Raw genomic sequence first — 17,194 nt, 5'->3', positions numbered from 1 at the left:
GCTCACCGCAGGAAGGCGGCCGCGACGCCGGCGTCGACCGGGATGTGCAGTCCCGTGGTGTGCGTGAGGTCCCCGCCGGTCAGGGCGAAGACGGCGTTGGCGACGTGGGCGGGGAGCACCTCGCGCTTGAGGATGGTGCGCTGGGCGTAGAACTCGCCAAGCTTCTCCTCCTCGACCCCGTACACGGCGGCCCGCTTGGCCCCCCACCCACCGGCGAAGATCCCGGACCCGCGCACCACACCGTCCGGGTTGATCCCGTTGACGCGGATGCCGTGCTCACCCAGCTCGGCGGCGAGCAGCCGTACCTGATGGGCCTGGTCGGCCTTGGTGGCGGAGTAGGCGATGTTGTTGGGTCCGGCGAAGACGGCGTTCTTCGAGGCGATGTAGACGATGTCACCGCCCAGCTCCTGAGCGATCATCACCCGCGCCGCCTCCCGCGACACCAGGAAGGAACCGCGCGCCATGATGTCGTGCTGGAGGTCCCAGTCCTTGGCCGAGGTCTCCAGCAGCGGCTTGGAGATGGAGATACCGGCGTTGTTGACCACCAGATCGACCCCGCCGAACGCCAGCACGGCCGCCTTGAAGGCCTCGGTGATCTGCTCCTCGGACGTGACGTCGACCGTCACCGCGACGGCCTTGTCCGGCCCGCCCAGCTCCTCGGCGACGGCCTGGGCGTTCTCGGCGTTGAGATCGGCGACGACCACACACGCGCCCTCGGCGACGAGCCGCTGCGCGATGGCCTTCCCGATCCCGCTGCCCGCGCCCGTCACCAGCGCGATGCGCGTCGCGAGCGGCTTGGGCTTCGGCATCCGCTGAAGCTTGGCCTCCTCAAGCGCCCAGTACTCGATACGGAACTTCTCGGACTCCTCGATGGGCGCGTAGGTGGAGACGGCCTCGGCGCCCCGCATGACATTGATGGCGTTGACATAGAACTCGCCGGCCACGCGCGCGGTCTGCTTGTCCTTGCCGAAGCTGAACATGCCGACCCCGGGGATCAGCACGATCGCCGGGTCGGCGCCGCGCATGGCGGGGGAGTCGGGCAGGGCGTGCCGCTGGTAGTAGGCGGCGTACTCCTCGCGGTACTCGGCGTGCAGCTCCTTGAGCCGGGCGACGGCCTCGTCGAGGGGAGCGGTGGGCGGCAGGTCGAGGACGAGCGGCCGGACCTTGGTCCGCAGGAAGTGGTCCGGGCACGAGGTGCCCAGGGCCGCGAGACGCGGGTGCTCGGCGCTCGCGAGGAAGTCGAGGACGACCTCGGAGTCGGTGAAGTGACCGACCTGCGGCCGGTCCTGGGAGGCGATGCTGCGGATGACCGGCGCCAGCGCCGCGGCCCGCTCCCGCCGCTCGACGGCGCCGAGCGCCGCGTACCCCTCGATCACCGGCCCGAAGGGCTCCGGCTTCCCGCGCTCGGCGAGAAACGCCTCGGCGGTGCGGATGATGTGCAGCGAGTTGCGCTCGCACTCCTCCGAGGTGTCACCCCAGGCGGTGATGCCGTGCCCGCCGAGGATGCACCCGATCGCCTGCGGGTTGGCCTCCTTGACCGCGGCGATGTCGAGCCCGAGCTGGAACCCGGGCCGCCGCCACGGCACCCACACCACGGTGTCACCGAAACACTCGGCGGTCAGCTTCTCGCCGTCGGCGGCACAGGCCAGCGCGATCCCGGAGTCGGGGTGCAGATGGTCCACGTGCGCGGCCTCGACGAGCCCGTGCATGGCGGTGTCGATGGACGGAGCCGCCCCACCCTTCCCATGCAGGCAGTAGTCGAAGGCGGCGACCATCTCGTCCTCACGCTCGACGCCCGGGTACACGTCGACGAGCGCCCGCATCCGGTCCAGCCGCAGCACCGCCAGCCCCGCCTCGGTGAGCGTCCCGAGGTCACCACCGGACCCCTTGACCCACATCAGCTCGACGTCACCACCGGTGACGGGATCGGTGTCGGTGCCCTTGGCGGACGCGTTTCCGCCGGCGTAGTTGGTGTTGCGGGGGTCGGAGCCGAGCCGACGGGAACGGGCGAGGAGGGCGGCGGCTTCGGGGTGGGGTGCCATTAGTGTTCAGTCCTATCTGAGAGAGGGTGCGGGGAGCGCCCCACAGGGGCGGGGGGCTGTGTTGAATTTGCGGCTACCGCCGCGCGGGCGCGACCGGCCACATCCGGCCCGCAGCCCGAAGACAACAGAACTTGGCAGACGCTTACGCCCCCCACCCGGCCTGCTCCCCACCAACCCGCTCGGCCACGATCTTCTCGGCCCACCCGGACCGGCGGTACGCGGCAATGGGGTCGGCATCGAGACCCATCTCTTCCCGCACCTCACCCAGCAACGGCCGCACATCCGTGTTGTACGCGTCCATCAGCACGGCATTCGCCTCCAGCACGTCACCAGAGGCCTGCGCCTCGGCCAGAGCGACGCGGTCAACCAGCAACGCCTTCGCCGTGGCCTCCTGCACATTCATCACCGACCGGATGATCGCCGGGATCTTCGCCTCGATGTTGTGACACTGATCGAGCATGAACGCGACCTCGGGCGAGAACCCGCCCCCACGCACGACCTCGTACATGATCCGGAACAGCTGGAACGGGTCCGCGGCCCCGACCATCAGGTCGTCATCGGCATAGAACCGAGAGTTGAAGTCGAACCCCCCGAGCTTCCCCTCCCGCAACAGCGTCGCGACGATGAACTCGATGTTGGTCCCCGGCGCATGGTGCCCGGTGTCCACGACGACCTGCGCCTTCGGCCCGAGCTTCAGACAGTGCGCATACGCCGTCCCCCAGTCCGGTACATCCGTCGAGTAGAAGGCCGGCTCGAAGAACTTGTACTCCAGCAGCATCCGCTGCCCGTCCCCGAGCCGCTCGTACACCTCGGCCAGGCCCTCGGCCAACCGGTCCTGCCGCGCCCGGAGGTCGTCCTGCCCGGGGTAGTTCGTACCGTCCGCGAACCACAGCTTCAGATCGGCGGAGCCCGTCGCGTCCATGATGTCGACGCACTCCAGCAGATGGTCGACGGCCTTGCGTCGCACAACCGCGTCCGGATGGCAGATGCTGCCCAGCTTGTAGTCGTCGTCCTGGAAGGTGTTGGAGTTGATCGCGCCCAGCTTCACGCCGCGCTCCTCGGCGAACTTGGCCAGCGCGCCGTAGTCCTCGACCTTGTCCCACGGAATGTGCAGCGCGACGGTCGGGGCCACACCGGTGAACGCGTGCACCTGGGCCGCGTCCTCCAGCTTCTCGCGCGGCGTACGCGGAACGCCCTGCTGGGCGAAGACCTTGAACCGCGTCCCCGAGTTCCCGTACGCCCATGACGGCGTTTCGACTGCCTGGGACTTGAGTGCGGCCTTCACCGCGGCGAGCTCGGTCACTGAGGGCTCCTGTGACGTCGGGACGGAAGTCGGACGGTAGACATCTGAACGGCTTCGCTGTGAAACGATTCAAGAGGGGAACGTATGAGCCGTCCGGTGGGGTGTCAAGCCCTGTGGCCAAGGCTGTTTCCCGTGACTCCCCCGTGACCTTGTCTCATCGAAATTTTTTCGACACGGACCCATTGACGTGACATGCGCTCCATGCCTAACGTCCCGGCAACCAAGTTGAAACCTTTCACGACGCCGAGAGGGCCGTCCCGCCGGCGTCGTCGAGGAGCCCCCATGACCCACCCGTCCAAAACGGGTCCGGCCCCGGTTCTGGCGCTCAGGGACATCTCGAAGTCCTTCGGCGCGGTCCGTGCCCTGCGGGACGTCTCCCTGGAGCTGTTTCCCGGGGAGGTGCACGCCCTCGCCGGCGAGAACGGCGCGGGCAAGTCGACCCTCATCAAGACACTCGCCGGAGTGCACCGGCCCGACGCGGGCCAGGTGCTGCTCGACGGTGCGCCCGTCGTCTTCCACGGCCCCGGTGACGCCCGCGACGCCGGTATCGCCGTGATCTACCAGGAGCCGACTCTCTTCCCGGACCTGTCGATCGCCGAGAACATCTTCATGGGCCGCCGGCCGCGGCGCGCGCTCGGCCGGATCGACCACAAGGCCACGCACGCCGCGACCCTGGCCCTGATGCAGCGCCTCGGCGTCGAGCTCGACCCCGACCGCCCCGCGCGCGGCCTGTCCATCGCCGACCAGCAGATCGTCGAGATCGCCAAGGCGCTCTCCTTCGACGCCCGCGTCCTGATCATGGACGAGCCGACCGCCGCCCTCACCGGCAGCGAGGTCGCCCGCCTCTTCGGCGTCGTCCGCGCCCTGCGCGAACAGGGCGCCGCCGTCCTGTTCATCTCCCACCGGCTGGAGGAGATCTTCCAGATCTGCCAGCGGGTCACCACCCTGCGCGACGGTGCCTGGATCGGCAGCGAACCGCTGGACGGCATGACCGAGGACGACCTCGTACGCCGCATGGTCGGCCGAGACCTCGACGAGCTCTACCCCAAGCAGGACGTGAAGCCGGGCGAGGTCGCCCTGAGCGTGCGCCGGCTCACCCGCGAGGGCGTCTTCACCGACGTCTCCTTCGACGTACGACGCGGTGAGATCGTCGGCCTCGCCGGGCTCGTCGGCGCGGGCCGTACCGAAGTCGCGCGGGCCGTGTTCGGCATCGACCGCTGGGACGCCGGCGAGGTCACCATCGACGGCAGGGCCCTGACCAACGGCGCCCCGTCCACCGCCATGGCCTCCGGCCTGGCCCTCGTCCCCGAGGACCGGCGCGCCCAGGGCCTGGTGATGGACATGTCCATCGAGCGCAACATCGGCCTCACGGGTCTTCGTACGACCGTCAAGGCGGGCCTGATGGACCGCGGCGCCGAACGCAGCCGCTCCCTCGACTGGGCCGTCAAGCTCCAGGTCAAGTACGCCCGGATCGCCGACACCGTCTCCACCCTGTCCGGCGGCAACCAGCAGAAGGTCGTCCTCGCCAAGTGGCTCGCCACCGGCCCCAAGGTGCTGATCGTCGACGAGCCCACCCGGGGCATCGACGTCGGCACCAAGGCCGAGGTGCACCGGCTGCTCAGCGAACTGGCCGCCGACGGCGTCGCCGTCCTGATGATCTCCTCCGACCTGCCCGAGATCCTCGGCATGGCCGACCGCGTGCTCGTGATGCACGAGGGCCGCCTGACCGCCGAGATACCGCGCTCCGACGCCACCGAGGAAACCGTGATGGCCGCAGCAACCGGGAGGGCCGCCGCATGACGGTGATCACTCCCAAGCAGGCCCCTGTCACCGACGTACCGAAGTCCCACGGCACCCGCCTGGTCGACCGCGTCTTCAAGATGCGCGAACTCGCCATCCTGGTCGTCTTCGTGGTGATGATCGCCGTCACCCAACTCGGCAACAGCGAGTTCCTCACCGAGCAGGGCATCAAGGACCTGCTCCTGAACGCGACGATCCTCGTCCTGGTCGCCACCGGCCAGTCCCTGGTGGTGATCACGAGGAACGTCGACCTGTCGGTCGGCTCGACCCTCGGCATCAGCGCCTTCGCCGCCGGCATGTATCTGCAGGGCGGCGGGAACCCCGTCGTCGCCGTGCTCCTGGCGGTCCTGATGGGCATCGCCTTCGGTCTGCTGAACGGCCTTCTCGTCAGCCTCGGCCAGGTACCGGCCCTCGTCGTCACCTTGGGCACGCTCTACATCATCCGCGGCATCGACTCGATCTGGGTCGGCTCCCGGCAGATCACGGCGGCCGACCTCCCGGACGGCTTCGTCGACTTCGGCTCCGGCGGCATCTCCGCGGTGCCCTGGCCGGCGCTGATCGCCCTCGCCGTCCTGGTGGCGACCGCGTACTACCTCAAGCACTTCGGCAGCGGCCGCGAGCTGTACGCCCTCGGGTCCAACCCGGAGGCCGCCCGCCTCGCCGGCATCCCGGTGCGCAAGCGGATCCTCGCCGCGTACACCTTCTGCGGTGCGCTGGCCGGTCTCGCGGGCGCCATGTACCTGGCCCGCTTCGGCAACGTCGACTCCGGCACCGGCAACGGCTACGAACTCACCGTCGTCAGCGCGGTCGTCGTCGGCGGCGTCGTCTTCACCGGCGGCTCCGGCAGTGTCTACGGCGCGGCGCTCGGCGCGCTGCTGCTGACCTCCATCAACAGCGTGCTGCCCGCCCTCGGTGTCAGCTCCGTCTGGGTGCTCGCGATCAACGGCATCCTGCTCCTCCTCGCCATCGCGGTCGACCGGATCGTCGCGCTGCGCGTGGCCTCCGCCCTGAAGAAGAGGAACGCTCGCCATGGCTGACTTCTCCCTGAGCCGAGCGATCCGCTGGGACACGGTCGTCGGCGCGCTGCTGATCGTCGTGCTCCTGCTGTCCTTCGGAACGGTCGATGGTTTCGGAAACGCTCTCAACCTGTCCTTCCTGATCGGAAACACCCTTCCGATCGCCTTGATCGCCCTGCCGATGACGCTTCTGGTCGTCTCGGGCGAGATCGATCTCTCGGTCGCCTCCACCGCCGGTCTCTCGGGCGCGGTGATGGGCGCCCTGTGGAACCAGGGCATGACGATCGAGACGATCATCCCGATCTGTCTGGTGCTCGGCGTGGTGTGCGGACTGATCAACGGTCTGCTGGTGACCAAGCTGGGGCTGCCGTCGCTCGCCGTCACCATCGGCACTCTCGCCGCCTACCGCGGCATCGCACAGATCATCCTCGGTTCCGACGCGGTGACCGACTTCCCCACCCAGTACCTGGACTTCGCGGCCGGACGTATCGGGGACACCTTCATCCCGTACGCCTTCCTGCCCTTCCTGGTGCTCCTCGCGATCGCCGTGATCGCCCTGCACGCCACCCCGTTCGGTCGGTCGGTCTTCGCGACCGGCGCGAGCGAGGAGGCCGCGAGGTTCGCCGGTATCCGGGTCAAGCGACAGAAGCTGATCCTGTTCACGGTCACCGGGCTGATGGCCTCGCTCACCGGGATCTTCTGGGCCCTGCACTACGCCAGCGCCCGCTACGACAACGCCACCGGCCTCGAACTCTCCGTCGTCGCCGCCGTGTTGCTCGGCGGCATCGACTTCGACGGCGGCAAGGGCACGTTGGGCGGTGCGATCGCCGGAGTGTTCCTGCTGGGGGCGCTGCAGAACGTGATGAGTCTGCAGGACGTTTCCGCCCAGTCGCAGATCGTCGTGACCGGCGTACTGCTTGTTCTCTCGGTTCTCGGTCCTCGGGTTGCGCGTCAGATCGCCGTCACGAGGGCGGGCCGTAGAGCGCAATCACTCGGCTCATAGGGCCGTCCTCAATCTGCCGGCCGTCTGTGGCTGGTCGCGCCCACGCGGCGGAGCCGCATACCGATACAGACCCGCGCCCCTTTCGGGGCGCTCCACCTCACCACCGTAAAAGGAACCCAGCATGCGCAAGTCATCCCTCCGCCGTACCTGCGCGGCCCTCGCCGCCGTCACATCCCTCGCCCTGGCCGCCACCGCCTGCGGCGGCACCACCAAGGAGGACGTCAAGAGCGAGGGCGCCTCCGCCGCCACCGGCGGTTCCGCGAACCCGAACGCCGAGCTGAAGAAGGGCCTGACCGTCGGCTTCCTGCCCAAGCAGGTCAACAACCCCTACTTCACCTCCGCCGACAAGGGCGGCGAGGCGGCCCTGAAGGAGCTGGGCTCCAGCTACAAGGAGGTCGGCCCGTCCAGCGCCACCGACACCGCCGGCCAGGTCTCCTACGTCAACACGCTCACCCAGCAGCAGGTCGACGCGATGGCCGTCTCCGCGCAGGACCCGGGCGCCCTGTGCACCGCGCTCAAGCAGGCCATGAAGAACGGCATCAAGGTCGTCACCTACGACTCCGACACCACCGCCGACTGCCGCAACGCCTTCGTCTCGCAGGCCTCCGCCGAGGACCTCGGCCGCACCGAGGTGCAGCTGCTCGCCGAGCAGATCGACTACAAGGGCGAGATCGCGATCCTGTCCGCCGCCCAGACCGCGACGAACCAGAACATCTGGATCGACTTCATGAAGGACGAGCTGAAGGACCCCAAGTACAAGGACATCAAGCTCGTCAAGGTCGCCTACGGTGACGACGACGCCCAGAAGTCCTTCCAGCAGACCCAGGGCCTGCTGCAGGAGTACCCGAACCTGAAGGGGATCATCTCCCCGACCACCGTCGGCATCAAGGCGGCCGCCCAGTACCTGTCGGGCTCCAAGTACAAGGGCAAGGTCAAGCTGACCGGCCTCGGCACCCCGAACGACATGCGCAAGTACGTCAAGAACGGCACCGTCGACGCCTTCGAGCTGTGGGACCCGTCGAAGCTCGGCGACCTGGCCGCCCGCACCGCCGTCGCCCTGGTCTCCGGCCAGATCACCGGCAAGGAGGGCGAGACCTTCAAGGCCGACGGCACCACGTACACCATCGGCAAGGACGGCGTGATCAGCCTCGGCAAGCCGACCGTCTTCGACGCCAAGAACATCGACCAGTTCAACTTCTGACATCCGGAGGGTTGTTGATGCAACGCGTGTGCTTCCTGCTGAAGGTCAGGGCGGACCGCCTCGACGAGTACCGTGAGCGGCATGCCGCCGTGTGGCCCGAGATGCTCGAAGCGCTCTCGGCCACCGGCTGGCACAACTACTCGCTCTTCCTGCGCGAGGACGGCCTGCTCGTCGGCTACCTGGAGACCGAGGACTTCGCGGCGGCCGTGGCCGGCATGGAAGCCACCGACGTCAACGCCCGCTGGCAGGCGGAGATGGCGCCGTTCTTCGAGTCGCTGGACGGCGCCCGGCCCGACGAGGCCATGAAACCGCTCACGGAAGTGTTCCACCTGGCCTGACCCCTGAATGTCCCCCTTCCCCGCACCTCGCCGACAACGGAGTCCCCCGAGATGAAGAGACGTACGCTGCTGGGCGCCGCCCTCGCTGGAGCCGTCATGACCCCCGCCCTCGCATCCGGAACCGCCCGTGCCGCCGACCCCGGCCCGTCCCTCACCCTGACCGGCACCACCACACTCGACACGCAGGCCATCTTCTTCGTGTCGTACGACGGCCTGGTCAACAACAACGCCTTCCAGAAGAACGGCCTGCTGACCTACAAGGGCTACCAGTACGCCGTCTGGTACACCGCCGACCGCAACGCCGTCGTCGGCCGCCGCGTCCTCGGCTCCAGCACCTGGTCCACGGTCAAGGTCGGCCACACCCTGCGCTACAACGACTCCCACAACGTCATATCCATGGGCCTCTCCAAGATCGACGGCCGCCTCCACCTCAACATGGACTCGCACAGCGACGGCTTCACCTACGTCAAGTCGGTCGCCGGGCTGATGGACAACCCCGCCGGGCTCAGCTGGGACGCGAGCCGCTTCGGGGCACCGCAGTCCACCCTGGACGGGCTGGCGCTCACCTCGCAGTTCACCTACCCGCAGTTCATCTCGATGCCCGACGGCAAGCTCCAGCTCAGCTACCGCGTCGGCATCTCGGGCAACGGCCGCAACGCGATCGCCGAGTACAACGGCACCTCGTGGTCCAACCTCGGCGAGTGGACCAGCTCCACCGGCACGTACACCAGCGAGCACGGCTCCTCGACGGCCCGCAACATGTACCTGCACGGCATCGACTACGACAAGAACGGCCGACTGCACTCCTTCTTCACCTGGCGCGAGCAGAACGGCGCCGTGATGTGCAACGGCGGCGGCATCACCAACCACGACACCGGCTACGTCTACTCCGACGACCGCGGCCGCACCTGGCGCAACAACGCCGGCGCCGTCGTCGGCACCACGGGCGGCTCCGACAAGGTCGCCGTCACCGACAGCGGTCTGGTGATCGACGCGCTCAACCCGGACCACTCCCTGATGAACCAGGAGAGCCAGTTCACCGACTCCGCGGGCCTGCCGCACGCGATCATCAGTTACGTCCCCGGCCGCTTCGGCCAGTGCACGACGAACTACGTCGCCGACCGCACCGCCAACGGCCGGGCCTTCCACGTCCGCAAGAACTCCTCGGGCACCTGGCAGAAGACCGAGATCCCGGTCCCGCTCAACTCCAGCCAGCGCACCAAGCTGATCCTGGACAAGTACGGCAACGCGTACGCGATCTTCCCGTTCTGCCGGATCGCCGGGGCCTCCAAGGCCTCCGGTTACACGGACTGGTCGGTCCTGTACGACGGTGTCACGGCCGGGCTGAACGCCTTCGGCGAGGTCGTCATCGACGAGACGCGTATCGCGCAGGACAACTTCCTGTCGATCATGTACCAGGAGAAGTCCAGCGGTACGACGCCCTCGGCGCTCCGTAACCTCAACTTCCGCCTGCCTGCCTGATCGAAGCTGTTGTGGGCGGCATGACGGTAATGTGAAGGCCTTCCCGCCGCCCCGCGTCTTACAAGTCTTCCTGGAGGTCCCTGCCCGATGGCCCAGTCGGTGGGTATCAAGGACGTCGCCCGCGCCGCCGGAGTCTCCGTCGGCACGGTCTCGAACGTCATCAACCGTCCGGACACGGTCGCGACCGAGACCCGGGCGCGGGTGCAGTCCGCGATAGACCGGCTGGGCTATGTCCGCAGCGAGTCCGCGCGCCAGCTGCGCGCGGGCCGCAGCCGGATCATGGGGCTGCTCGTCCTCGACATGGGCAACCCCTTCTTCGTCGACGTGGCGCGCGGCGCCGAGCGGGCCGCGCGCGAGGCCGGGCTCGGCGTGATGGTCTGCAACAGCGCGCAGAGCGCGAGCGAGGAGGCCGACTACCTGTCGCTCTTCGCCGAACAGCGGGTGCGGGGCGTCCTGCTGACCCCCGCCGACGCCACCGGCCGCAACATCGAGACGTTCCGGCGGCACAACATCCCCTTCGTCCTCGTCGACCGCGTCGCCGAGGGCACCACCGAGTGCTCGGTCTCCGTCGACGACGTCGCCGGCGGCGCCCTCGCCGTACGGCACCTCGTCGACGCCGGGCACCGCTCCATCGCCTACGTCAGCGGCCCGCCCGGCCTCAACCAGGTCCGCGACCGCCGCACCGGCGCCCTGCACGCGCTTCAGGAGGCCGGCCTCGGCCCCGAGCACCTGCGCGAGCTGCCCACCGAGCGCCTCGACGTCGCCGCGGGCCGCGACGCCGGCGCCCGCCTGCTCGGCCTCGCCGAGCGCCCGACCGCCGTCTTCTGCGCCAACGACCTGCTCGCCCTCGGCGTCCTGCAGGCCATGTACGCGGCCGGCATAAAGGTCCCCGACGACCTCGCGATCGTCGGCTACGACGACATCGAGTTCGCGGCCGCCGCGGCCGTCCCCCTCACCTCCGTACGGCAGCCCGCGGTCACCATGGGCACCCTCGCGGCGGAGATGCTGCTGGAGGAGACGGAGGAGGAGACCGCGCCGAAGAAGCACGAGCACCGGCGGGTCGTCCTGCAGCCGGAGCTGGTGGTCCGGCGGTCCAGTCTCTCGGCCCGCTGATCCGCCGTTCAGTACGATTTCATGATCCCGGGGCTCGGTCGGCGGACGAACATGTGCTGAACTGGGACGCGGACCGAAAACCCTCCGTCCCGGGAGCCCTGTTGACCGTCAGCTACCGCCAGCCCGGCGTCGTCCTCACCGACCGCCACTTCACCGTGCCCCTCGACCACGACGCCCCCAAGGGCGAGACGATCGAGCTCTATGCCCGTGAGGTCGTCGCCGGCGACAAGGCGCACCAGGACCTGCCCTGGCTGCTCTACCTCCAGGGCGGCCCCGGCTTCGGCGCGAACCGCTTCGTCGGACAAGGGCGCCTGGCTGGGCCGCGCGCTCAAGGAGTACCGCGTCCTGCTCCTCGACCAGCGCGGCACCGGCCACTCCACCCCCGCCAACCGTCAGACGCTCCCGCTGCGCGGCGGCCCCGCCCAACAGGCCGACTACCTCACGCACTTCCGCGCCGACTCCATCGTCCGCGACTGCGAGGCGATCCGCCAGGAGGTGACCGGCGGCGCCCCCTGGACCGTCCTCGGCCAGAGCTTCGGCGGCTTCTGCACGGTCAACTACCTCTCCACCGCCCCCGAGGGTCTGATCGCCGCCGTCCTCACCGGCGGTCTGCCCTCCCTCGACGCGCACGCCGACGACGTCTACCGCGCGGCCTACCCGCGCGTCGAGCGCAAGGTCGCCGCGCACTACGCCCGCTACCCGCAGGACGTCGAGCGCGCCCGCCGTATCGCCGACCACCTCCTCGCGCACGACGTGGTCCTGCCGAACGGCTACCGCCTCACCGCCGAGGCCTTCCAGTCCCTCGGCATCGTCCTCGGGGGGCAGCGAGGGCAGCCACCGCCTGCACTACCTCCTCGAAGAGGCCTTCGTGCGCACCCCGCAGGGCCCGGCCCTCTCGGACGCCTTCCAGGAGGAGGTCCAGGGCCTGCTGTCGTACGCGAGCCACCCGCTGTACGCCCTCGTCCACGAGGCGATCTACGGCCAGGACACCCGCCCCACCGCCTGGTCCGCCGAGCGCGTCCGCGCCGAGTTCCCGCAGTTCGACGCGGCCAAGACCCTCGCCGGGGACGGGCCGCTGCTGTTCACCGGCGAGACCATCCACCCCTGGATGTTCGACTGCGACCCGGCGCTGCGCCCGCTGCGCGAGACCGCCGAACTCCTCGCCGCCCGCACCGGCTGGACGCCCCTCTACGACTCCACGCGCCTCGCCGCCAACGAGGTGCCGGTCGCGGCGGCGATCTACCACGACGACATGTACGTCGACACCGCCCACTCGCTCGCCACCGCCCGCGCGATCCGCGGCCTGCGCACCTGGGTCACCGACGAGTTCGAGCACGACGGCGTACGGGCCGGCGGCCCCCGCGTCCTGGACCGGCTGCTCGCGCTCACCCGTGACGAAGCGTGATGTCGGTGTGACGGGTTAGTGTGCGGGCATGACCGAGCCGACGATCACTGAGCTGAAGCCCATGCCCGACGACTGGCGGCGCGCGCTCGCCGTCGTCGCGCACCCGGACGACCTCGAGTACGGCTGCTCGGCGGCGATCGCCGCCTGGACGGACGGGGGCCGCGAGGTGGCGTACGTCCTGGCGACCCGCGGCGAGGCCGGCATCGACACGCTGGAACCGGCGAAGTGCGGCCCGTTGCGCGAACGCGAGCAGCGGGCGAGCGCGGCGGTGGTGGGCGTGTCTGCGGTGGAGTTCCTCGACCACAAGGACGGCGTGATCGAGTACGGCACCGCCCTGCGCCGCGACATCGCCGCCGCGATCCGCCGGCACCGGCCCGAGCTGGTGATCACGCTCAACCACCGGGACACCTGGGGCGGCGTCGCCTGGAACACCCCGGACCATGTGGCGGTCGGCCGTGCCACCCTGGACGCGGCCGGCGACGCCGGTAACCGGTGGATCTTTCCGGAGCTCGTCGAGCAGGGCCTCGAGCCGTGGAACGGCGTGCGCTGGGTCGCCGTCGCGGGCTCCAGCACGCCCACGCACGCGGTGGACGCCTCGGCCGGCCTGGAGCGTGCGGTGCGCTCGCTGCTCGAACACCGTGCCTACATCGAGGCGTTGACGACGCAGGACCCGGAGACGTACGCCCGCGGCTTCCTCACCTCGCACGCCGAGGCGACGGGGGAGCGGTTCGGCGGGAAGCCGGCCGTGGCCTTCGAGCTGTTCAGCCGGTAGACCCGCTCGACCGAAGCGCGAAACGGGGGGAATGTGAACGACACGGATCTGCTGGCGCACCGCTTCGAGGAGCACCGGGGCCGTCTCAGGGCGGTCGCCTACCGCATGCTCGGCTCGACGGCCGAGGCGGAGGACGCCGTCCAGGAGGCCTGGCTGAAGCTGAGCCGCAGCGACGCGGACGACATCGAGAACCTCGGCGGCTGGCTGACCACCGTGGTCGGCCGGGTCTGCCTGGACATGCTCCGCTCGCGCACGCGGCGTCACGAGGAGCCCCTGGACGACACCTTCGTCCCGGACCCCGTGATCAGACCGCTGTCGACGATCGACCCGGAACAGGAGGTGCTCCAGGCCGACTCGGTGGGACTTGCCCTGCTGGTCGTGCTGGAGACACTGGACCCGGCCGAGCGGATCGCGTTCGTGCTGCACGACATGTTCGCCGTGCCCTTCGACGACATCGCCCCGATCGTGGAACGCACCTCGGCCGCCACCCGCCAGCTGGCCAGCCGCGCCCGGCGCCGGGTGAAGGGCGCCACGCCGTCGACCGAGCCGGATCTCGGCAGACAGCGGCAGGTCCTCGACGCCTTCATGGCGGCCTCCCGCGCGGGGGACTTCGAGGCACTGCTCGCGGTCCTCGACCCCGACGTGGTGCTGCGCGCCGACTCCGGGCCGCTGGTCCGAGGTGTCGCGGCGTCCAAGGTGGTGCGCGGCGCGAAGTCGGTGGCCGAACAGGCACTGCTGTTCCGGCAGTTGGCGCAGTCCACGCGGTTCATCCGGTTCGTGCTCGTCAACGGCACGGTCGGGGTCCTCAACGCCCCCGAAGGACAGCCGCAGTCGGTCATGGGCGTCACCATCGCCGACGGCCGGATCACGGAGATGTACATCCTGGCCGACCCCGAGCGCCTCGGGCGCCTGGACCTGACCGGTCTGGAGGCCTGACGCCTTATGGCTCAGGCGGCCACGGCCAGCACGCCGACCGTACGGTGCGGGCTCACCACCCGCCCGTCCGGGAGGAGTTCACCGGTGTCGTCGAAGACGATGGTGCCGTTGCACAGCAGGCTCCAACCCTGTTCGGGGTGGGCCGACACGATCACGGCGGCGTGATGGTCCAGGCTGTCGGCGGTCGGGCACGGGGGCTGGTGGCTGCACATGACGTATCGCCTCGACTCTCTTCGATGCGGTGGTGCTCCTGCTTCCGTCGGCTTGTCTCTCAGTGGTAGCCGAGCTTGTTTTCCGTTGGATGAGAAGACCCCCACAGCCTCGGAAACTCGTCGGTGAGTTTTCGTTCCGTATGCTGAACGTCATGCAAGATCAGACCGTCGACCGGGCGGACCTGCACGGCGACTGCGAGCGGTGCTTCGGGCTGTGCTGCGTCGCCCTGCCCTTCGCCGCCTCCGCCGACTTCGCGGTCGACAAGGCGGCCGGGACGCCCTGCCGGAACCTCCAGGACGACCACCGCTGCGGCATCCACGCCCGGCTCCGCACCAAGGGCTTCACCGGCTGCACGGTCTACGACTGCTTCGGCGCCGGTCAGAAGGTCTCACAGGTCACCTTCGCCGGGAAGGACTGGCGTGCGGCCTCCCGCGAGCACGCGCGGCGGATGTTCGACGTCTTCCCGGTCGTCCGCCAGCTCCACGAACTGCTCTGGTACCTGACCGAGGCCCTCACCCTGCCCGCCGCCCGCCCCCTCCACGCCGAGCTGCGGGGGCTCCTGGAGGCGACCGAGCAGCTCACGCGCCGGACCCCGGAGGAGCTCGGCGCGCTGGACGTGGCCGCTCACCGGCAGGAGGTCAACGTGCTCCTGCTGAAGACCAGCGAGTTGGCGCGGGCGGGCGTACGGGGCCGCAAGAAGAACCGACGGGGCGCGGACCTGATGGGCGCCCGTCTCAAGGGCGCCGACCTGCGCGGCGCGAACCTGCGCGGCGCCTACCTCATAGCCGCCGACCTGACCGGCGCCGACCTGCGTGGAGCGGACCTCATCGGTGCCGACCTGCGCGACACCGACCTCACGGACGCCGATCTGACCGGCGCGTTCTTCCTGACCCAGCCCCAGCTGAACGCGGCCCGGGGCAGCGCGGGCACGCGGCTGCCCGCCTCAGTCGGCCGCCCGGCGCACTGGACAGCGCAGCTCTGAGGGCGCGTCCTCGACGGCCCCCGACGAGGCGGGTGCCGTGATCGCAGTGCCTGCCGCCCGCCGCTCCAGGCGTAGCCGCAGCCCCTCCGGCATCAGCGTCAGCCGCTCCGTCACCCGCAGCCGATAGGCCGGGTCGCTCCTGAACTCGTACCGGCGCAGCAGCAGCCCCAGCACCAGCGTGGCCTCGTGCAGCGCGAACTGGCGCCCGATGCAGGCCCGCGCCCCCGTCCCGAACGGCTTGAAGGTGTGCGGCGGACGTGTCCGTACGGCCTTCGGGTCGAAGCGATCCGGATCGAACCGCTCGGCGTCCGCGCCCCAGACCTCGGGATCGCGGTGCAGCATCGCCGTGAGCACCAGCGCCCACGCGCCGCGCCGCATCGGATGGACCCCGCCGAGCACCGTGTCCTCGCGCGCCTCCCGGGCGAAGGCCGGCGCCGTCGGCCACAGCCGCAGCGACTCGTCGAGCACCCGGCGCACATACCGCAGCCTCGCCACCTGGTCGTAGCCGGGCACCGCCGTGTCGCCCCAGACGCGGTCCACCTCGGCACGGGCGCGCTCGGCGACGTCCGGGTGGCGGGAGAGATAGTGCAGGGCGAAGGAGAGCGCGCCCGAGGTGGTCTCGTGGCCGGCCACCAGGAAGGTGATCACTTGGCGCCGGACGTTCTGTGCGGAGAGCCGTTCGCCCGTCTCCGGGTGGGCCGTCTCCAGCATCCGGTCCAGCAGATCCCCGTCCCCGGGCCCGCTCGCCGTACGGGCGCGGACCAGGTCGTCGACCGTGCGGTCGAGGTAGGCGATGTCGGCCTGGTTGCGGCGTGCGGCACGCCGTAGCAGGGACGGCGCCGGTACGGAGTTGAGGCGCTGGGCGTAGGTGAGTGTGCCGACCATCGCCGTCACGAAGGGATGCGGACGGGCCCGTTCGAAGGAGCCGAAGTCGTGCCCGAACCCGGTGCGCGCGATGGTCTCCAGGGTCAGCTTGGTCATGTCACCGGGCACGTCCACCGCCCGGCCCGCCGTCAGCTCGCGGTCCCAGCGGTCCATGAGCCGGTCGGCCACGGCCAGCATCATCGGGTGGTAGCCCGCCATGGCCTCCCGGCTGAACCCCGGTGCCAGGACGTCGTGCGCCAGCCGCCAGTTCGGCTCGTGGTTGTACGCCGTGAACAGGCCGTCTCCGACGACCGGCCGCAGATTGGCTATGCCGAGCCCCACATGCTTGGCGAAGCGCGACTCGTCCGCCATGTCGGCCACGAGTCCGGCTCCCCAGACGAACACGAACTCCCTGTGGAACGCCCTGCGCCGGAAGATCGGCCCCAACTCCCGTGCGTACCGCAGGGAGTCCTGCAGCGGCGTACGCCGGCTGGCGCCGAGGACGTCGCCGAGCAACGGCAGCCGGTGCGGCGGATGCGGGATGCGGGACAGCTCCGGCCAGCCCTGCTCGGCGCTGCGGAATCCCTTGGGGAGTCCGGTCCCGGCCACTGTCCCGGTCACTGTCTCCGCCATGACGCGATCTCCCTTGATCCAGCGGCAGGTCGAGCTCGTTGTACGTGGGTTCAGTAACGCGTCCAGTCTGGTCCCGCCGTTGAATCCACGT

14 protein-coding genes and 1 pseudogene are annotated in these 17,194 nt (G+C 69.9%); 11 read left to right on the top strand and 4 right to left on the bottom strand.

Annotation, left to right across the window (positions count from 1 at the left end; translation table 11 throughout):
* Nucleotides 1-2 precede the first annotated feature (2 nt).
* Both QQM39_RS02070 and rhaI read right to left on the bottom strand, forming a co-directional pair.
* On the bottom strand, nt 3-2,042 hold the full coding sequence (locus QQM39_RS02070) for a bifunctional aldolase/short-chain dehydrogenase (protein ID WP_301994847.1): 2,040 nt from the start codon (nt 2,040-2,042) through the stop codon (nt 3-5).
* Between the two features lie 142 nt (nt 2,043-2,184).
* Nucleotides 2,185-3,345: an L-rhamnose isomerase gene (rhaI, locus tag QQM39_RS02065; RefSeq protein ID WP_301994846.1), complete on the bottom strand. Its 1,161-nt coding sequence runs from the start codon at nt 3,343-3,345 to the stop codon at nt 2,185-2,187.
* Nucleotides 3,346-3,627: 282 nt separating this feature from the next.
* Here rhaI and QQM39_RS02060 point away from each other — a divergent pair, with 282 nt between their 5' ends.
* From QQM39_RS02060 to sigJ, 10 genes and pseudogenes are all read left to right on the top strand, one after another.
* Nucleotides 3,628-5,145, top strand: a complete 1,518-nt coding sequence (locus QQM39_RS02060; RefSeq protein WP_301994845.1) for a sugar ABC transporter ATP-binding protein — start codon at nt 3,628-3,630, stop codon at nt 5,143-5,145.
* Entirely contained in the window at nt 5,142-6,182 is a 1,041-nt protein-coding gene (locus QQM39_RS02055) for an ABC transporter permease (protein WP_301994844.1), read from the top strand. Before QQM39_RS02060 ends, QQM39_RS02055 begins: the two co-directional genes overlap by 4 nt.
* Complete coding sequence (locus tag QQM39_RS02050) at nt 6,175-7,164, top strand: ABC transporter permease (RefSeq protein ID WP_301994843.1); 990 nt, start codon at nt 6,175-6,177, stop codon at nt 7,162-7,164. The genes QQM39_RS02055 and QQM39_RS02050 overlap by 8 nt, the downstream gene beginning before the upstream one ends.
* A gap of 121 nt (nt 7,165-7,285) precedes the next feature.
* Nucleotides 7,286-8,365, top strand: a complete 1,080-nt coding sequence (rhaS, locus tag QQM39_RS02045; protein WP_301994842.1) for a rhamnose ABC transporter substrate-binding protein — start codon at nt 7,286-7,288, stop codon at nt 8,363-8,365.
* Nucleotides 8,366-8,382: 17 nt separating this feature from the next.
* Nucleotides 8,383-8,703 carry an L-rhamnose mutarotase gene (locus QQM39_RS02040; protein WP_301994841.1) on the top strand — a complete coding sequence of 107 codons (321 nt, stop codon included), beginning with the start codon at nt 8,383-8,385 and terminating at the stop codon, nt 8,701-8,703.
* Nucleotides 8,704-8,754: 51 nt separating this feature from the next.
* Complete coding sequence (locus QQM39_RS02035; protein WP_301994840.1) at nt 8,755-10,185, top strand: BNR repeat-containing protein; 1,431 nt, start codon at nt 8,755-8,757, stop codon at nt 10,183-10,185.
* An 87-nt stretch (nt 10,186-10,272) separates the two neighbouring features.
* The gene (locus QQM39_RS02030; RefSeq protein ID WP_301994839.1) at nt 10,273-11,298 is read left to right on the top strand and encodes a LacI family DNA-binding transcriptional regulator; all 1,026 of its coding nucleotides are present in this window, start codon (nt 10,273-10,275) and stop codon (nt 11,296-11,298) included.
* A gap of 101 nt (nt 11,299-11,399) precedes the next feature.
* Nucleotides 11,400-12,703, top strand: a pseudogene (locus QQM39_RS02025) (alpha/beta fold hydrolase).
* A 28-nt stretch (nt 12,704-12,731) separates the two neighbouring features.
* Entirely contained in the window at nt 12,732-13,475 is a 744-nt protein-coding gene (locus QQM39_RS02020) for a PIG-L deacetylase family protein (RefSeq protein WP_301994838.1), read from the top strand.
* Between the two features lie 33 nt (nt 13,476-13,508).
* Complete coding sequence (sigJ, locus tag QQM39_RS02015; RefSeq protein ID WP_301994837.1) at nt 13,509-14,411, top strand: RNA polymerase sigma factor SigJ; 903 nt, start codon at nt 13,509-13,511, stop codon at nt 14,409-14,411.
* Between the two features lie 11 nt (nt 14,412-14,422).
* Here the strand turns inward: sigJ and QQM39_RS02010 are convergent, their stop codons facing one another.
* Nucleotides 14,423-14,623, bottom strand: coding sequence for a DUF5999 family protein (locus QQM39_RS02010; RefSeq protein ID WP_301994836.1), 201 nt, complete (start codon nt 14,621-14,623; stop codon nt 14,423-14,425).
* 140 nt (nt 14,624-14,763) lie between these two features.
* Between QQM39_RS02010 and QQM39_RS02005 the strand changes: the two genes are divergently transcribed.
* Entirely contained in the window at nt 14,764-15,606 is an 843-nt protein-coding gene (locus QQM39_RS02005) for a pentapeptide repeat-containing protein (RefSeq protein ID WP_301994835.1), read from the top strand.
* Here QQM39_RS02005 and QQM39_RS02000 read toward each other — a convergent pair.
* Nucleotides 15,568-17,103: a cytochrome P450 gene (locus tag QQM39_RS02000; RefSeq protein ID WP_301994834.1), complete on the bottom strand. Its 1,536-nt coding sequence runs from the start codon at nt 17,101-17,103 to the stop codon at nt 15,568-15,570. The genes QQM39_RS02005 and QQM39_RS02000 overlap by 39 nt on opposite strands.
* Nucleotides 17,104-17,194: the final 91 nt, after the last annotated feature.

The sequence above is a fragment of the Streptomyces sp. DT2A-34 genome, from assembly GCF_030499515.1.
In the GTDB taxonomy this organism is placed as follows: domain Bacteria; phylum Actinomycetota; class Actinomycetes; order Streptomycetales; family Streptomycetaceae; genus Streptomyces.
This window is presented reverse-complemented; position numbering and strand designations above follow the sequence as displayed.

Excerpts from the sequence above, each read along its gene's own strand:
- QQM39_RS02070 (WP_301994847.1), bottom strand. The coding sequence starts at position 2,042 with ATGGCACCCCACCCCGAAGCCGCCGCCCTCCTCGCCCGTTCCCGTCGG.
- QQM39_RS02060 (WP_301994845.1), top strand. The coding sequence starts at position 3,628 with ATGACCCACCCGTCCAAAACGGGTCCGGCCCCGGTTCTGGCGCTCAGG.
- QQM39_RS02055 (WP_301994844.1), top strand. The coding sequence starts at position 5,142 with ATGACGGTGATCACTCCCAAGCAGGCCCCTGTCACCGACGTACCGAAG.
- QQM39_RS02050 (WP_301994843.1), top strand. The coding sequence starts at position 6,175 with ATGGCTGACTTCTCCCTGAGCCGAGCGATCCGCTGGGACACGGTCGTC.
- rhaS (WP_301994842.1), top strand. The coding sequence starts at position 7,286 with ATGCGCAAGTCATCCCTCCGCCGTACCTGCGCGGCCCTCGCCGCCGTC.
- QQM39_RS02040 (WP_301994841.1), top strand. The coding sequence starts at position 8,383 with ATGCAACGCGTGTGCTTCCTGCTGAAGGTCAGGGCGGACCGCCTCGAC.
- QQM39_RS02035 (WP_301994840.1), top strand. The coding sequence starts at position 8,755 with ATGAAGAGACGTACGCTGCTGGGCGCCGCCCTCGCTGGAGCCGTCATG.
- QQM39_RS02030 (WP_301994839.1), top strand. The coding sequence starts at position 10,273 with ATGGCCCAGTCGGTGGGTATCAAGGACGTCGCCCGCGCCGCCGGAGTC.
- QQM39_RS02020 (WP_301994838.1), top strand. The coding sequence starts at position 12,732 with ATGACCGAGCCGACGATCACTGAGCTGAAGCCCATGCCCGACGACTGG.
- QQM39_RS02010 (WP_301994836.1), bottom strand. The coding sequence starts at position 14,623 with ATGTGCAGCCACCAGCCCCCGTGCCCGACCGCCGACAGCCTGGACCAT.
- QQM39_RS02005 (WP_301994835.1), top strand. The coding sequence starts at position 14,764 with ATGCTGAACGTCATGCAAGATCAGACCGTCGACCGGGCGGACCTGCAC.
- QQM39_RS02000 (WP_301994834.1), bottom strand. The coding sequence starts at position 17,103 with ATGGCGGAGACAGTGACCGGGACAGTGGCCGGGACCGGACTCCCCAAG.